The sequence below is a fragment of the Candidatus Cloacimonadaceae bacterium genome, assembly GCA_030693415.1.
Classification (GTDB): domain Bacteria; phylum Cloacimonadota; class Cloacimonadia; order Cloacimonadales; family Cloacimonadaceae; genus JAUYAR01.
The window spans coordinates 33406-48386 of the sequence record JAUYAR010000150.1 but is presented as its reverse complement, the minus strand read 5'-3'; the positions used below and the strand labels follow the sequence as shown (position 1 = coordinate 48386).

Sequence of the window (14981 nt, the reverse complement as noted above, 5' to 3'; positions counted from 1 at the left end):
TTCCAGTTGCTCTCCACCCCACCTCACGGTGACGCAGTTACCTTCGGCTACAGAGTTTTAACGGTGCTCTGAACAGGACTTTCACCTGTCTGATATGTATCGCTCACAGGCGCACGAATTACCGACGTCCCCGTCGGTTCCTGCGCGGCAACCCCATCAGGGGCGACACAAGATAGCACAGGATAGAGCGAATACTAACCCCCGAGTCCTGCCACCCACCCCACTGGGATGCCGAACTCCGATTCGGCTGTGGTTTGTAAACTGTGGGGAATCGGAATTTCCCGCTCCAAGGGTTAACTCATTGCAGATTAACTATTTGCAGGCTCATCCGCAGCATCAGCATGCTGCGCTACTCCTTAGCATTACGGAGTCAATACGGACTTAGTCCGTAATGAGTCCGTATTGATTCCGTAATGCAAAGGGGGAAGAACCGGATTTTTTTAGGTGCAAGATAAGAGATGAAGAAAGTGCCGTCCTACGGACTGGTCAAGGTTGAACCTCACATCATCCCTCTTCTCTTGCTCAGCTTTCACTCTGCTTTCCTCTGTGTTATCTCTCATTTCTCATTTCTCATCCCCGGCTTCACCTATCCACCCAAAAAAGTCATTGACAATATCGGGTGCTTTTCAGGTGATGCGATGCATAAGGCAATTACAAGTTAGAATAGAATAGGAGATAGCGTATGAGGTTATCAAAGCGACATTTAAGCCTGTTGCTGGTCTTGTTGTTCATCGCTGTTATCAGCGTTGTAATAGCACAAAAGCAAAAGCTTGCCGAAGAAAATGTTGTGGAAGACTTCAAGATTGAGGATATTCCTGCCGATGACGGCACGGGATTGATGCTGAGCTGGAAGCCACTTCACCGTTCCAAGAGAATATTGGAATATCGTGTTTATCGCGGAATCAGTCCAGACACACTGTTTTTCTTAGCTTCGATTCCGGTGAACGTAAAAACCGGAGTCGCTTCCAACCAGATGTTTTTCTATGACAGCGGCAACAGCGATTTCATCGACATCGGCTCCCCAGGTAAATTGCGCAGGGAAAAAGGGCAGAACGATAAGAGTCCGCTCTTCCGCAAGATCCCTCGGAACATGGAGATCGCGGCTCGGTTATCAGAGAAATTTGACATCTTCTCCTCCCTCGAAAAGAAAGCATATTATTACCGCTCCGACAAAGTGCGCTCCGCCAACGCGGAGGATTCCACTTACTATGCCGGGATGAAGTTTCGCCAGTTGGTCACCTATGCCTATCTGCGCCCCGGCGAGACCTATTATTACACAGTAGTGGCGGTCAACGAAAGAAACCAGTATATGCCCCATGCAATTCCTCAAGCCTCCACTCCGCTTACCAATCCTCCAGAACCTGCCACAGCGTTTTATAGCGCCTGGTTGGAGGACAAACAGGAGCTGCGCTTTGAATGGGAGCTTCCGCTTTTCAAACAAGACATCACCTCCTATCGCATCCATATCGTGCGTGGAATCTCCGATTCGCTGTGGATGAAGGTCAAGGACGATCCCGCGCAGCAAAAAGCATACGCCACTCCGATCGCCCAAGGTGGAATCGGCGGTGGAGCACTCAAGAACTATACTGCCGTTGGTGCCGCGAGCCTGGCTTCCACAGGGATTGACATCGATGCCATCAAGGGTGCTGGCTACGCGATCGAGCTTTTGGACGGCGAAAGCTCCTCAATGTCCCACATGGTGCAAACCCGGCAAACAAACAGCAGTGCCATTCCGCCAAAGCCGACTTTCCATGCGGAAGACAAACCCAATGACAAAGGCGACCGGCTTTCCGTGATCTGGGACAATGCCATCGTGTTCATCACCAAGACCTCCTCCCTGGATCAGGAAAATACCAAGCTGAAGATCAACTATCAGCTCAATAAAGCCGAAACCCAGAAAGTGCAAAACATCTACTTCTCCCTCTATCGCACTGGAGAGGAAAAGCCCTTTGTCACGATCAACGAATACCATCAGGACAATATCATCCGGCTGGACGTTCCCACCGGCTATGACTATAAACAGGGTTTCAAAATGCGCATCACCATGCAAGGCAAGCCCAAGATTCCGGCAGATTATTACATCGAACAAAACCTCGAATGGGACGAAACGATGCTGGCGCTGATGCCTTCCAAACAGCTTTACCGCACCGGGGTGGAAGTTTCCGGCATCAAAAACGTGGTTTACCGCCGCGGAATCCGTTCGCCACAATATACTTTGATCAAGAGCAACACCTCCTACGACAACAATCTGGACGTCACGATTTCCTATCCTTCCACCGTGGGACGCATGGTTTACGGCATCAACTTTGTGAAAGGGGACATGCTGCACACCTATACCGATGGCAAAAGATTCAGCCGCAAGCTCTTACTCGGCGAAAAGCACAGAGGAAATATCCTCGTCTCCCCTGAATTGGATTTCACCTATGACCGCGAAGCCGAGATGACGTTGATGACCAATCTCTTCAAGGATGAGGCTATCAAAGCCATCGACGGAATGAAAACCAAGCTGGTCGAAATGAAGTCCCAGATGGACACCCTGAAAGCGATGCCCATGACACCGGAGGTGGAAGCTCAGATCACCGGGATGAAAAATAAGCTCGAGACCATGCAGAAACGGGTGAACGCCTACGAAAACAACGAACACATGCAGAAAGCACTTTCCCGCAATAGCGACCGAAGCCGCATCCGATATGTGGCATCGATCCGCGAGCCGGAATCCCGTCACCAGAGCTATATGCTGGTCAAGACAGACGGACGCGGCTTGTATGTGGAATCCGATCCGGACACATTGGCAAACGGCGAGGTCAATTTTATGATCCCCGTTTCCAACTGGTTTGACCGCAATAAGATTGTCACGCTGATCGCAACCCTTCTTTTTGGCTTGGCGGTGGTGATCTTTGTCAATCTGGCAAAGCGAGGAAAGGATCTCTTTATCCGTTCCATTGCCGGTTTGCAGGAGATCGACAATGCCATTGGCCGCGCCACCGAAATGGGACGCCCGATGCTTTATTGCATGGGCAACGGCGGACTTTCGGACGTCGCCACCCTGGCATCCTTGGGGATACTCGGACTGGTGGCAAAAAAAGCTGCGGAATACGATACCAGGATCATCGTTCCCTGTTATGACTTTATCGTGATGCCGATCGCGCAGGAAATCGTTCGCGAGGCTCACTATTCAGTGGGACGACCGGATAGTTACGATAAGAACAGCGTGTTTTATCTGAGCAACGCCCAGTTTGCTTATGTGGCTGGTGTGAACGGCATCATGGTGCGCGAACGAATGGCGACGAACTTCTTTATGGGATTCTTTGCCGCCGAAGCGCTGCTCATGACCGAGACTGGAAACATGGTGGGCGCGGTTCAGATAGCCGGCAGCGATGCCATCACCCAGATTCCTTTCTTTATTACCACTTGCGACTATACATTGATCGGCGAGGAACTCTATGCCGCCTCCGCCTATTTGAATAGAGAGCCCATGCTCTTGGGCACCCTGAAGGCACAGGACTATTTCAAGTTCCTGATCCTTTCCTGCGTGATTGTAGGCGCCATATTGGCTACTTTCCAGGTCACTCAGTTTATGCAGCTATTTCCTTTAAAATAAACGAGGTATTTCATGAAGAAAACAATACCACTGATGATCGTGATAATCGGAGGAATCTTCTGGTTTGGTTGGGCGCTGAGCACGCACAAGTTCTTCCAGGATGATTTCTACTATAGCTTCTATATGCCCTGGGCACGCGCCATGGCACCGTTTGCCATGCTTCTCGGTGTGGTCAGCCTATCCATGATGCACACAAACAAGATAAAACGCCGCGCTCCGAAATGGCAATACAGCTACTTCTTCTTTGCCGGATTCGTAGTAACCACCCTTGCCGGATTCATTGGCGGCACCCAAAAAGGCGGAGTCTATATGTGGATGTTTGAAAACATGCAGATGCCGATGAGCGCCACGATGTTTGCGCTGTTGGCTTTCTATATGGCATCCGCGGCATACAAAGCCTTTCGTGCGCGTTCGCCGGAAGCGACGGTGCTGCTGCTTGCCGCCATCCTCGTGATGCTTGCTCAGGTTCCATTGGGAGTGCAGATCAGCAAACACCTTCCCACAATCTCGCAATGGATTCTGGACGTGCCAAACCTGGCTTCAAAGCGTGGCATCATGTTAGGCGTAGGACTTGGAAGCGTCGCCACCACCCTCAAAATAATGCTCGGAATCGAACGCTCATATTTGGGCGGCGGTGATTGATTTAGGAGATGAAGATGAACTTTTTTGAACGCATACAAAAGCTCGACCGACGCTGGATCTACATCGTGGTCGCACTTGCCATCGTCATTCCCCTGATGATTCCCTACAATTCTGATAACGTCACGACTCCTCCCACGGAGAATCTCTATCAGATGATAGATTCATTCTCCGGCAGGGAAGACCGCGCTTTACTGCTCAGCTTTGCACACGATGCCTCCACGATGCCGGAACTCTTTCCGATGGAAGTGGCGATCCTGCGGCATTGCTTTGAGCGCAACATCAAAGTGTTTATGCTCACCTGGCTGCCACAAGGCGGACCAATCATCGATTATGCCATCAACACCGTCAAGGAAGAATATCCGGATATCAAATCCGGCGTGGACTATTGTAATTTCGGATACATTCCCGCCGCTCTGGCGATGCCCACCATCATCGGTATGGGAGACAACATCTCCACCACGGTGAAGACGGATGCCGAAGGGCGCAAGGTGGAAAATCTGCCGATCATGAAAGCGCTCAACAACTATAGCGAACTGAACTTGGTAGTGGAGTTTTCCGGCTCGGTGGCAGGCATGTCCTGGCTCTTCTATGCCAGACCGAAGTTTGGCTTGAACGTCTCTGTGGGAGTGACTGCGGTGATGGCTGCCGATCAATATCCCTACCTCCAAAGCGGGCAGTTTATCGGCATGCTTGCAGGGCTCAAGGGCGCTGCCGAGTATGAAAAGCTGGTGGACGTCTTTGCCGCCTATCGCGAACCTGGCTCTCCCATCCGTCCGACTTTCGACGAGGAAGGCGTCAAGATCATCCCCGGCAGATCCTTCAGCAGCGATATCCTCGCGGACGACGCGGCAAAGAAACTGATCAATATCACCACTCAAAGCATAGCCATCTTTTCACCGGCGGAGTTTCAGCTTTTCATCGATAAATATCCGGATAAAACCGCCCTCTTCAATCAGATCAAAACTGAGCAGGACGGCAAGATATTGATCGATGTGCGCACCGTCACCGAGCAGCAAAAAGAAGAGCTCGGTTATCTCGCCTGGGGTGATCTCAACCGCATGACACGCAATATCCTCTACAAATTCAAGGTCGCGCGCATCGGCATGAACGCCCAATCCGTCGCCCATATCATGATCATCCTGTTCATTATTCTGGGCAACATCGGCTACTTCATCCAAAAAGCCAGAACGGCAAAGAAATAAAGGGAGGAAAACATGTCATTCGAATTAATGAGCAACCTGGTCGGAGCATTCTTTACCTTGTGCATATTCTCCTTTCTTTACAAGGACAATCCCCTGTATCAGATGTCCGAGCAACTGTTGGTAGGCATCTCGCTGGGTTATGGTTTGGTGCTGACTTATGAGCGCGTGTTCGTGCCCTATTTCTATCAACCGCTATTCCTCAAACAACAGTGGATTCTGATCATCCCCAGCATTATCGGTATGTTCTACCTCCTCCGCTTCTCCCGCAAACTGAGCTGGCTATCTCGCTATCCCATCGCCTTTTCGATGATGGGCGTGGGCGCCAGCGTTCCGCTTGCCATGCACACCAGCATCCTAGTGCAGATGCGTCAGGCAATGGTTCCGCTCGAGAGCGTCAACTTGTTTCTGATCTTCTTTGGAACTATCGCCGTGCTGCTCTATTTCTTCTTTTCAAAGGCGCACGCCGGCTTATATGGCAAGTTTGTGAACGTGGGAAAGTGGTATATGATGGTGGGATTTGGCGCTTCCTTCGGTTTGACCGTGATGGCGCGTATCTCGCTATTGATCGGCAGAATCCAGTTCCTGGTAAATGACGTCATGGGATTGCTGAAATAGCAGCCGGACAAATCCTTGGTAAGCTCGGGGATGCCAACCCTCGCATCCCCGTGCTTACCATTACTCTGTTTGCAGATGGCGCTTGCCATGATGACATGAAGGAAACAACTTATGAATAAGAATATGCCGATATTGGGAATTCTGTTGGTGGCGTTGATGCTGATCGGCTCCTGTGCCAAAAAGCAAGATGACACAGATGCCACCGTGCAAAACTTCAGTGTGCTGGATATGCCTTTTGATGACGGCACCGGCGTCATGCTCAAATGGAAACCGTTGGACAAATCCAAGCGGGTCATCCAATATAATATCTACCGGGGACACAATCCGGACAGCCTTTTTCTCCTCAGCAAGATCGAGGTCGATCCTAAACTGGGCGTTATCGGCAACGAGCTCTATTTCTTTGACCGGGATTATCAACCTCTGATCGAATTTGAAAAAGCTCCCGGCAAACTCAAAAAGGAAAAGCACCAAGCTCCCGACAGCCCGCTCTACCTTGCTGTGCCGCTCGATCCGATTGTGCTGAAAAACCTCTTGCCCCACTACACGGTTCTGGGCGCCATCAGCAAAAACAATTTCTATTACCGCGGCAAGAAAGTGCTACAAGGCGAGGACGTGCTTGCCGGCTATAAACTGAACCAGTTTGACTATATCTTTGCCAATCCCATCCCCGGCAAAGAGTATTATTACAGCATCGTAGCAGTAAACGAGCGGGGCAGGCATTTCTCAGGCTCCGAGATCAAATCCGTGGCGCCGTATGACAACCGTCCAGATTCAACAGCCGTGCTGCACACCACCTATTTGGAAGACACACAAGAGTTTGGCTTTGAATTCAGCCCACCCTCCGGTAGCCAGGACATTGCTCAATACAGCGCATGGCTGATGCCGAAGAGCATGATCCCGCTATACCACAATGAGCAGCTCAAAAACCTCCACGCGCCGGACAGCGTATTCAACGCCGCCTGGCAGAATGGATCGATCCATCTCTTCGACCTGCCAAATCATAGCAACACTCCGTTTTCATATCACAAAGTGAACGCCAGGGAAGCGGGCATCGGCACTTTGCAAAATGTTGGGGATTATCTCCCCGTCTTCAGCTATGTAGATTATTCTGGATTTGAAACCGCCAGCCTCGGCAATTCCCTTCGCATCCGAACCAGCGATATGCTGCCCAAGGTTCCCGAATTTAAGATCAAGGACAAGATGAACGACAAAGGGGACAACCTGTTGGTCTCAATCGGTCATCCCATCGCCTATATCAGTCAAGCGGCTTATGCCAATTCCCAGAAGACCCGTCTGCGCGTGAATTATGAACTGGCGGAGAACGAAAGCTATAAAATCGACCAGATCAAATTTACGTTTTACGATAAAAGCGGCGTCAAACACCTGGAAGTGATCGAACACTTTGTAGATAAAACCTTTCGGATAAACATCCCTATAGCTTTGAAGAACGTAGCGGAATTCAAGGTGGAAAGCGTTGTCAAGATCAGGGGAACGCGCGCTTGGAGCAACGATGTGTTGAAGCAGAACGTTTTTTACGACAACATCACCCGGCGTTTCAATGCCAAAAACATCCGCTTGAACTCAATGCCCCTCACCGGATTATATTACGACGTATTCACAAGGTCAAAATTGAGTGCCGATTTTGCCCCCGGCTTGCGCAGCAACGCCATGATCCGTTCCTATGACCACGCGATCAGCTATGAGAGTACGCTATATAAAGTGCTCAAGGGTTTCGACGACGCCACCAAGCGCATCACCATCGATCCAAGTTTCATAGTGGCGGTGGACAATGAAAAAGAAGCCGTCTTCCGTGCCTCGCTCTTCCGCGATGAGTTTGAGAAAAACCTCAAGGACAGCGAATTTGCGGACTTTATCACCAAACACCCCGCCTATAAAGAAGCAAGCGCCAAAAAAAGCGAGCGGGCATGGCTCAAAACCCTATGGCGCGAAAGCCAGCTCAACGCTCGCAGCTTTGCCTATCAACTGCTCGTCACCGATGGCAAGGGAATGCATTCCCAATCGAATACGTTTACTCATCCCGACGGCAGCATCTGGAACTATCCCGTTTCCGAATGGTTTGACAACACCAAATATGCCACCTTGCTGGGAAGCCTGCTCTTCTGTTTTTTACTGCTATTCTCCATCTACAACAGCCGCAGGAAGGAGCTTTTCATCCGCCCCATCGCTGGTCTTGAAGAGTTGGACAACGCCGTGGGACGCGCCACGGAAATGGGCAGACCGGTGATGTTCGTTCCCGGATGGGGGTCGCTTGGCGAGCCTTGCACGATCGCTGCGATGATGATCCTCAATCAGATCGCACGGAAAACCGCTGAATATGATATTCGTCTGATCTCCCCGCATTTGGATTATTTCGTAGTTCCCCTCGCTCAGGAAATGGTGAGAACCGCCTATAGCGAAGCCGGCAGACAGGATGCCTACAATCAAAACGACATATTTTACGTCTCCGATGCCCAGTTCGCTTTCAGCGCTGCCGTCAATGGCATCACAGTGCGGGAACGCGTCGCCACGATATTCTATATGGGATATTTCAATGCCGAGGCGTTGCTAATGACCGAAACCGGCAACCAGGCCGGCTCGATCCAGATTGCCGGCACCGACGCCATCACCCAGGTGCCATTCTTTATCACCACCTGCGATTATACTCTGATCGGCGAAGAATTCTACGCCGCGTCTGCATATCTGTCCCGAAACATGGAACTGATCAGCATGCTCAAGGGTCAGGATTATTTCAAACTCGTGATTGTGATCAGCGTCGTGGTCGGAGCAATCCTCTCCAGCATGCATTTCAACTTGCTGATCAACTTTCTGCCTTTCGAATAAGGAGCTTGCATGGTCAAGATACCCACCAGCACCCTCAAACGCCTTCCCCAGTATCTGGAAGTGTTGAAACAACTGCGCCGGGCGGGTCTCAAAGAAGTTTCCGCCACCAAGATTTCCGTCTTTGCAGACGTGCATCAGACCATGGTGCGCAAGGATCTCACTTTTACCGGGGTTGAAAATATCCCCCAAAAGGGCTATCGGATCAAGGAACTTTATTCGGCAATCGAAGCACTGCTCAATTGGAATGATACTTCCACCAGCTTTTTGGTGGGAGTGGGACACCTCGGTTCCGCGCTTTTGGGCTATCAGGAGTTTTCTCAAAAAGGGCTCTCCATCGTTGCCGCCTTTGACAACAATCCTGCCAAAATCGGTGGAATGGTGCACGGCATCCCGGTTTATTCAGCTTGGGATTTCAGCACCATGGCATTGAAACAAAACATCCGCATCGGCATCATCACCGTGCCTCCCGAAGCTGCACAATTGATCGCGGACATCATGGTGCACAGCGGGATCAAGGCTATCTGGAATTTCACTCCGCACAAGATCATCGTGCCACCGGACATCATCGTGGAATACGTCGATATGTTCGCTTCGCTGGCAGTGCTTTCACGCCGTTTGGCAGAAAAGGAGTGAGTATGAATCTACTCTTTGTATCCCCACGGGGGCGCACCGGCGGACTTGAAACCATGCGCAAGGGTCATCAGATCCTGCAGGGCTTGCTCTTTGTGGCAGCCGCCGCTCGCGATGCCGGACACAAAAGCACTGTCGTGATCGCCGATGCCGATAGCGTGGATCGATACATCCGTCGCTACCAACCTGATCTTATCGGCGTATCCTGCGTCACATCCACCTATCCCGTCGCCAGAGAGCTATTGATCAAGCTGAAACAGGATTATCCATCCATTCCCACCATCCTCGGCGGACACCATGCCACTTTCATGTACAAAGAAGTCCTTGCCGAAACGGGAGTTTCCTATGTCTGCCGCGGCGAGGGCGAGGAAGTGTTTTCCCTGCTGCTCAAATCCCTCGAAGCGGGAAATCCCTATCCCGAGATCCCCGGCATCGTCTTTGAAAAGGACGGAAAGCTTTTTAACGAAGGTCATATCGCCATATTGGAGAATCTTGACCATCTGCCCCGCATCACGATGGATTTGACCGCTCCGGAATTTACTTTCACCCCCAAGATCGTCTCCAGCCGGGGTTGTCCTTTCCGCTGCTCATTCTGTTCTATTTCCGCATTCTACAACGGTAAATACCGTCAACGCAAGGTGTTGGACGTGATTGCAGACGTCGAGGAATACATCCGTTGGGGCTTCGACACTTTCTGGTTTCATGATGATAATCTCACCGTCGATACAGTTTGGGTGAACGACTTCTGCGCAGAAGTGGAAAAGCGGGGACTCAAGTTCCGCTGGAACTGCATGACCCGTGTGGACAGCATCGTTAAAGATCCCAAATTATTCGCGCGGATGGCAAAGTGCGGCTGCACGCTGGTCTCGATCGGCATCGAAAGCGGCATCCCGGAAGTGCTCAAACGCATGCACAAAAAGATCGATATCCCCCAGATCAAACAGGCGATCAACACTCTCAACCGCCTCTCCATCACCCACAACTGGTATATGATTCTGGGCAGCGGAGACGAATTTGATCAGCCCAAATACATCGAACAAAATATCAAATTCTTCAGTTCCCTCCCCTTTGGTTATGTCCTAATTTCCATACTCACTCCATTCCCTGGCACCGAGGTTTTTGCAAAATTGCAGGCGGAAAACCGCATCCTTCACTATAACTGGGAGGATTTTGACATCACGCACTGCGTATATCAGCCACTCGGAATGAGCCCAAAACAGATGGAAAGCTACCTCCCCAAAGCCTACCTCCAGATTTACCTGAGGAAAGGCTGGAAACTGATCCCACTCTTCATCAACAGTCTGCGCCGCAAGGCTATCCGTCCCCAAATGATCACCGGTGCGTTCAAGGCTTTATTTAAGACCTATGTCCTGCGCAAATCTCTCTACAAAGCACTGGAAAAGCGGTGAGCGTCGGTTAGCCGAATTATCTGAAGCCATTTATTATCAACGAGTTATAGCATATCTATCCTTGGCTTGTTTTTCGGCAAATCTGAGAGCAATTACTCCCACAAACGCCAATAAGTTGCCAATTACTTCCCAAATCTTCTTATTTCTTATCTCATTTCATAAATGCCATTTTATACCATTTCACAACCATTACATAAACCATTACATAAATGCTTTATTTTCAATCTCTTCCCCCTCCTTCCTCTTTCCAAAGCGTTAATCAAGCCTTAATCAAGCGTTAATCAAGCGTTAGTTTTATTACGCTTGATTAACGCTTGACTACCGCTTGATTGACGCTGTGGGACGGGAAGGCATGTAGCGCAGCATGCCGATGCTGCGGGTGTGGAGAGATAAAATCGCAATAACAGTCGCCTCGACTGTCCTCGCTATCCATCACGCGAGACAGTGATATCACGATCATGACCTATTAATGTGGATATCGCAACTCCGCATCTCAATACACACCCACTCTTCTCACTGCGCGCTACTTTCGCCAACCAGCAGAAATCGCTCAGGAGATCAGTGAAAGAGCAAAGGAGGAGCTATGTCCGTCAATTGTATTTTGAGGTGATTTCCTCCATCCCCGGGAGGCGAAAAACCTTGAATTGATCGACGCGGGAATCCGCATCGGCAAAAAATTCTATCTGATCCTTGAAAGCGACGAAATGCTCGTCGTGATTGCGGATATGGGCATGCAAATCAGGATTGACAACGATGCGCAGCATCTGATTCTTGATAAAATATTCCGCCCGGCTGAGCCACCGATGGATGCGCATGGTCATGGCTTCTTTGGAGATCACGCGTCCGCTACCGCTGCAATATGGGCAGGTATCGGAAAAATTGGCGATCAGGGTCGAGCGCATGCGTTTGCGGGTTACTTCCACCAAACCCAGTTCCGTGAAGGAATAGACCTTGTTTTTGGCGCGGTCGCGACGCAAGCCTTTGCGCAGGGTGTCCAACACTTCCTGTTTGTTGTTTTCGCTGATCATGTCGATAAAATCAATGATAATCACGCCGCTGAGATCGCGAAGCCGGATTTGACGCGCGCTTTCCGCTGCTGCTTCGATGTTGGTGCGTTTGATTGTTTCTTCATAGTTTGTTTTTCCGGTGAAACTGCCGGTGTTGATATCGATCGCCACAAGAGCTTCGGTCTGTTCGATCTTGATATTTCCCCCGCTGGGCAGATAGATGCGCGAGTGAAAGACGGTTTCGATCTTTTTCTCGATGCCCCAGGCATCAAAGATGGGGGAATCCTCTTTATAGAGTTCCACCTGATTGACCAGTTCCGGCGATATATCTTCCAGATAGGAGATGATTCTGCGGCGGAAAGCCTTGTCATCGATCACCAAACGATCCACATGCTCTCCAAAGAGATCGCGGATCAGATAGTTTTCCAGGGCGTTTTCTTCAAAGACGCAGACCGGTGGCTTGGCAAACTTGATCTGTTTCTCAGTGAGACGCCATGTTTTTGCCAGCGCATTGTATTCGTTCTTAAACTCTTCTTCGTCGCAACCTTCAGCTTCAGTGCGCACGATCAGTCCGTAGGTGGGGTCCTTGATGCTGGAAAGGATTGTGCGGATGCGATTGCGCTCACCCTGGTTATAGATCTTGCGGGAGATTGCGATCTTGTCCTTGTTTGGAAAAAGCACCAGATATTTGCCGGGAATGGATATCTGACCTGTGAGGCGGGCGCCCTTGGAACCGATAGGTCCCTTGTGCACCTGCACCACGATCTCCTGTCCGGGCTTGAGCAGATTGCCGATTTTGGAAGAATCGCTTGGATGAAGCCTTTTCTGCGGTTTGTCGTGTTCAAAAACGTCTAAGAAATCCAGCACGATATCCGAATAATGCAAAAAAGCAGTGCGATCGAGCCCGATCTCGATAAAAGCGGCTCCCATTCCGGGTAGGACATCCTTGACGGTGCCCTTGTAGATGTTGCCGACGATGTTTTGTTTGTCCATGCGCTCGACAAAGAGCTCCACCAGACGGTTGTCCTCGAGCACGGCTACCCGCTTTTCCAAGGGGTGGACGTTCACGATGATCTCGGAGTTAAAACTATCTTTTTTCATAATGTTCCTGTAATATTTGGGCTCGGTTCACGCTCCTCAATCCAGATTGTAGGGACAGTGATAGAGCCAATGATTGGGACTGAAAGCACGCGCAAGGTGGGCTTCCAGTTGCTGGGCGGGGCTTTGTTTATCCCAGTTCAGCATTTTTTGGATTAGGTTGAAGGCATTGCTTTCACGCAAAGCATCGAAAATTGTGATCTTTCCTGGAAATTGTCTCGTGGAATAGGAATCGAGCTTCGCCAGCGCGGCTGCTTTGCCAATGGCGTTTTGCAGTCCGCCGATCTCGTCGATGAGCTTCAGTTTTTTAGCGTCCGCGGCACTGAATATCCTGCCTTCGGCGACGGCGGTCATATCTTCAGAAGGGATATTTCTGGAGATGCGGACACGAGCTTTAAACTCATTATAAACACTTTCGGAATTGCGTTTTAGCGAAGCGATGATCTCGGGATCGTATTTCTCAAAAAGGTTGATGGCGCCGGCATACTTGCCATAGTGAATGGTCTGGCTGCGCAAACCGAGTTTTCTGCCCAGTACGTCGGTTTCCGGCAAAGTCATGATCACGCCGATCGAACCAGTGATGGCATAGGGATCGGCAAAAATGTAATCCGAAGCGCAACTGATATAGTATCCTCCGCTGGCGGCAACTCCACCCATGGATACAACCACCGGCATCTTTTGGCGCAGCTTGTTCAGTTTTTGGTAGATCAATTCGGATTCCAAAGCGCTGCCTCCGGGACTGTTGACGCGCAGCACCACCGCTTTGATGCTCTTGTCGGCGGAAATACTCTCAATGATATCGCTCACTTTATCTGCGCTGATGACGGATTCGGAGCTGTAACCCATCGAAGGAGAGATGGTTCCGCTCAGATTTACAACCGCGATGCGATCCTTTTGGTGAGCGGAGGAACTCTTGTCCGAATAGCTGCCGATCGAGATGCTGTGTTTTTTTCTGATGTCATATTCGCGCAATAGATCGTCGTATGAGAGCACGCGGTCGATGAGTTTGGCATGCTTCGCGGTGTCCGCACTAATGAAGAAATCTCTGCGGTTCTCGAAGATATCCTTCACGGAAAGGCTGTCCGCGCTCCGCAGTTTGGAGATATCAGAGATCATCAGATCATAGCGTGCTTTGAGTGCTTTGGCGATGTTGTCTCTGGTGCCGGGGCTGAGCGAAGTCTGTGAATATGGTTCTCCCGCTCCTTTGTATTCACCGGATTGGAGGACGTGCATCTTGATGCCGAGTTTGTCCAGAGCTTCCTTGTAAAAGAGGATGTTTGCGGAAACTCCTTCCAGCAGCAGTCCCGCGGAAGCAGATGCTTCCATATAAATGCTGTCCGCCATCGCGCAAAGCAGATAATCCTTTTGTAGAAGCATATCACCGTGGGCGATGACGGGTTTGCCGCCGGCTTTGAAAACTTTGATGGCTTCGCCGATCTCACCCAGATTGGCGTGGCTCACCTGGATGAAAGCGGGTTTGATCAGGATGCCTTTGATCTTTTTATCCGTGGCGGCGGATCTGATCTTGCGGCAGACATCTTCCGTGCTGGCTTGACCAGAACCAAAAAAGCCGGTGCTTGTGATCTCATTATAATCGGAGATCATGCCCCTCGAATCAAGCAGCAGCCAGCTATCTGAAACCAGCTTGGTTCCATATCCGCCGCTGCCGATCTTGGTGACGAAACCGATGAAGAAAGCCAAAACAAGGACGAGCGGAAAAGCTATGCAGCCGATTAGAATACCTTTGTTTGTTTTCATGTCTAAAATACTCCTGTCTTGTGCGAAAGGGATTGATTGCCATCAAGTGGAAAAACTGATGGCGGAGATGCTGGGATTCGAACCCAGGGTACGCGTTTTGCACATACACACGATTTCCAATCGTGCTCCTTCAGCCAACTCGGACACATCTCCGCGCAAGGAAAGGTCAGCTTTTTCA

Annotated in this window: 9 protein-coding genes and 1 tRNA gene; 7 read left to right on the top strand and 3 right to left on the bottom strand. The window is 50.4% G+C overall.

Annotation, left to right across the window (positions count from 1 at the left end; genetic code table 11):
- Positions 1–682: 682 nt before the first annotated feature.
- The 7 genes from Q8M98_09305 (at position 683) to Q8M98_09275 (ending at position 10940) form a co-directional block, all read left to right on the top strand.
- Positions 683–3601 (top strand): hypothetical protein, encoded by a 2919-nt coding sequence (locus tag Q8M98_09305; GenBank protein MDP3114961.1) that lies wholly within the window; start codon positions 683–685, stop codon positions 3599–3601.
- 12 nt (positions 3602–3613) lie between these two features.
- Positions 3614–4243 carry a hypothetical protein gene (locus Q8M98_09300; protein ID MDP3114960.1) on the top strand — a complete coding sequence of 210 codons (630 nt, stop codon included), beginning with the start codon at positions 3614–3616 and terminating at the stop codon, positions 4241–4243.
- Positions 4244–4257: 14 nt separating this feature from the next.
- Positions 4258–5445 (top strand): hypothetical protein, encoded by a 1188-nt coding sequence (locus Q8M98_09295; GenBank protein ID MDP3114959.1) that lies wholly within the window; start codon positions 4258–4260, stop codon positions 5443–5445.
- A 12-nt stretch (positions 5446–5457) separates the two neighbouring features.
- Positions 5458–6060 carry a hypothetical protein gene (locus Q8M98_09290; protein ID MDP3114958.1) on the top strand — a complete coding sequence of 201 codons (603 nt, stop codon included), beginning with the start codon at positions 5458–5460 and terminating at the stop codon, positions 6058–6060.
- Positions 6061–6171: 111 nt separating this feature from the next.
- The gene (locus Q8M98_09285; GenBank protein MDP3114957.1) at positions 6172–8901 is read left to right on the top strand and encodes a hypothetical protein; all 2730 of its coding nucleotides are present in this window, start codon (positions 6172–6174) and stop codon (positions 8899–8901) included.
- A gap of 9 nt (positions 8902–8910) precedes the next feature.
- Positions 8911–9534 (top strand): redox-sensing transcriptional repressor Rex, encoded by a 624-nt coding sequence (locus tag Q8M98_09280; GenBank protein MDP3114956.1) that lies wholly within the window; start codon positions 8911–8913, stop codon positions 9532–9534.
- Between the two features lie 2 nt (positions 9535–9536).
- Entirely contained in the window at positions 9537–10940 is a 1404-nt protein-coding gene (locus Q8M98_09275; GenBank protein MDP3114955.1) for a radical SAM protein, read from the top strand.
- 590 nt (positions 10941–11530) lie between these two features.
- Here Q8M98_09275 and Q8M98_09270 read toward each other — a convergent pair.
- From Q8M98_09270 to Q8M98_09260, 3 genes are all read right to left on the bottom strand, one after another.
- Positions 11531–13048 carry an Rne/Rng family ribonuclease gene (locus Q8M98_09270; protein ID MDP3114954.1) on the bottom strand — a complete coding sequence of 506 codons (1518 nt, stop codon included), beginning with the start codon at positions 13046–13048 and terminating at the stop codon, positions 11531–11533.
- 36 nt (positions 13049–13084) lie between these two features.
- Entirely contained in the window at positions 13085–14803 is a 1719-nt protein-coding gene (sppA, locus tag Q8M98_09265; protein ID MDP3114953.1) for a signal peptide peptidase SppA, read from the bottom strand.
- A 59-nt stretch (positions 14804–14862) separates the two neighbouring features.
- A tRNA-Ser gene (locus Q8M98_09260) sits at positions 14863–14956 on the bottom strand.
- Between the last annotated feature and the right edge of the window lie 25 nt (positions 14957–14981).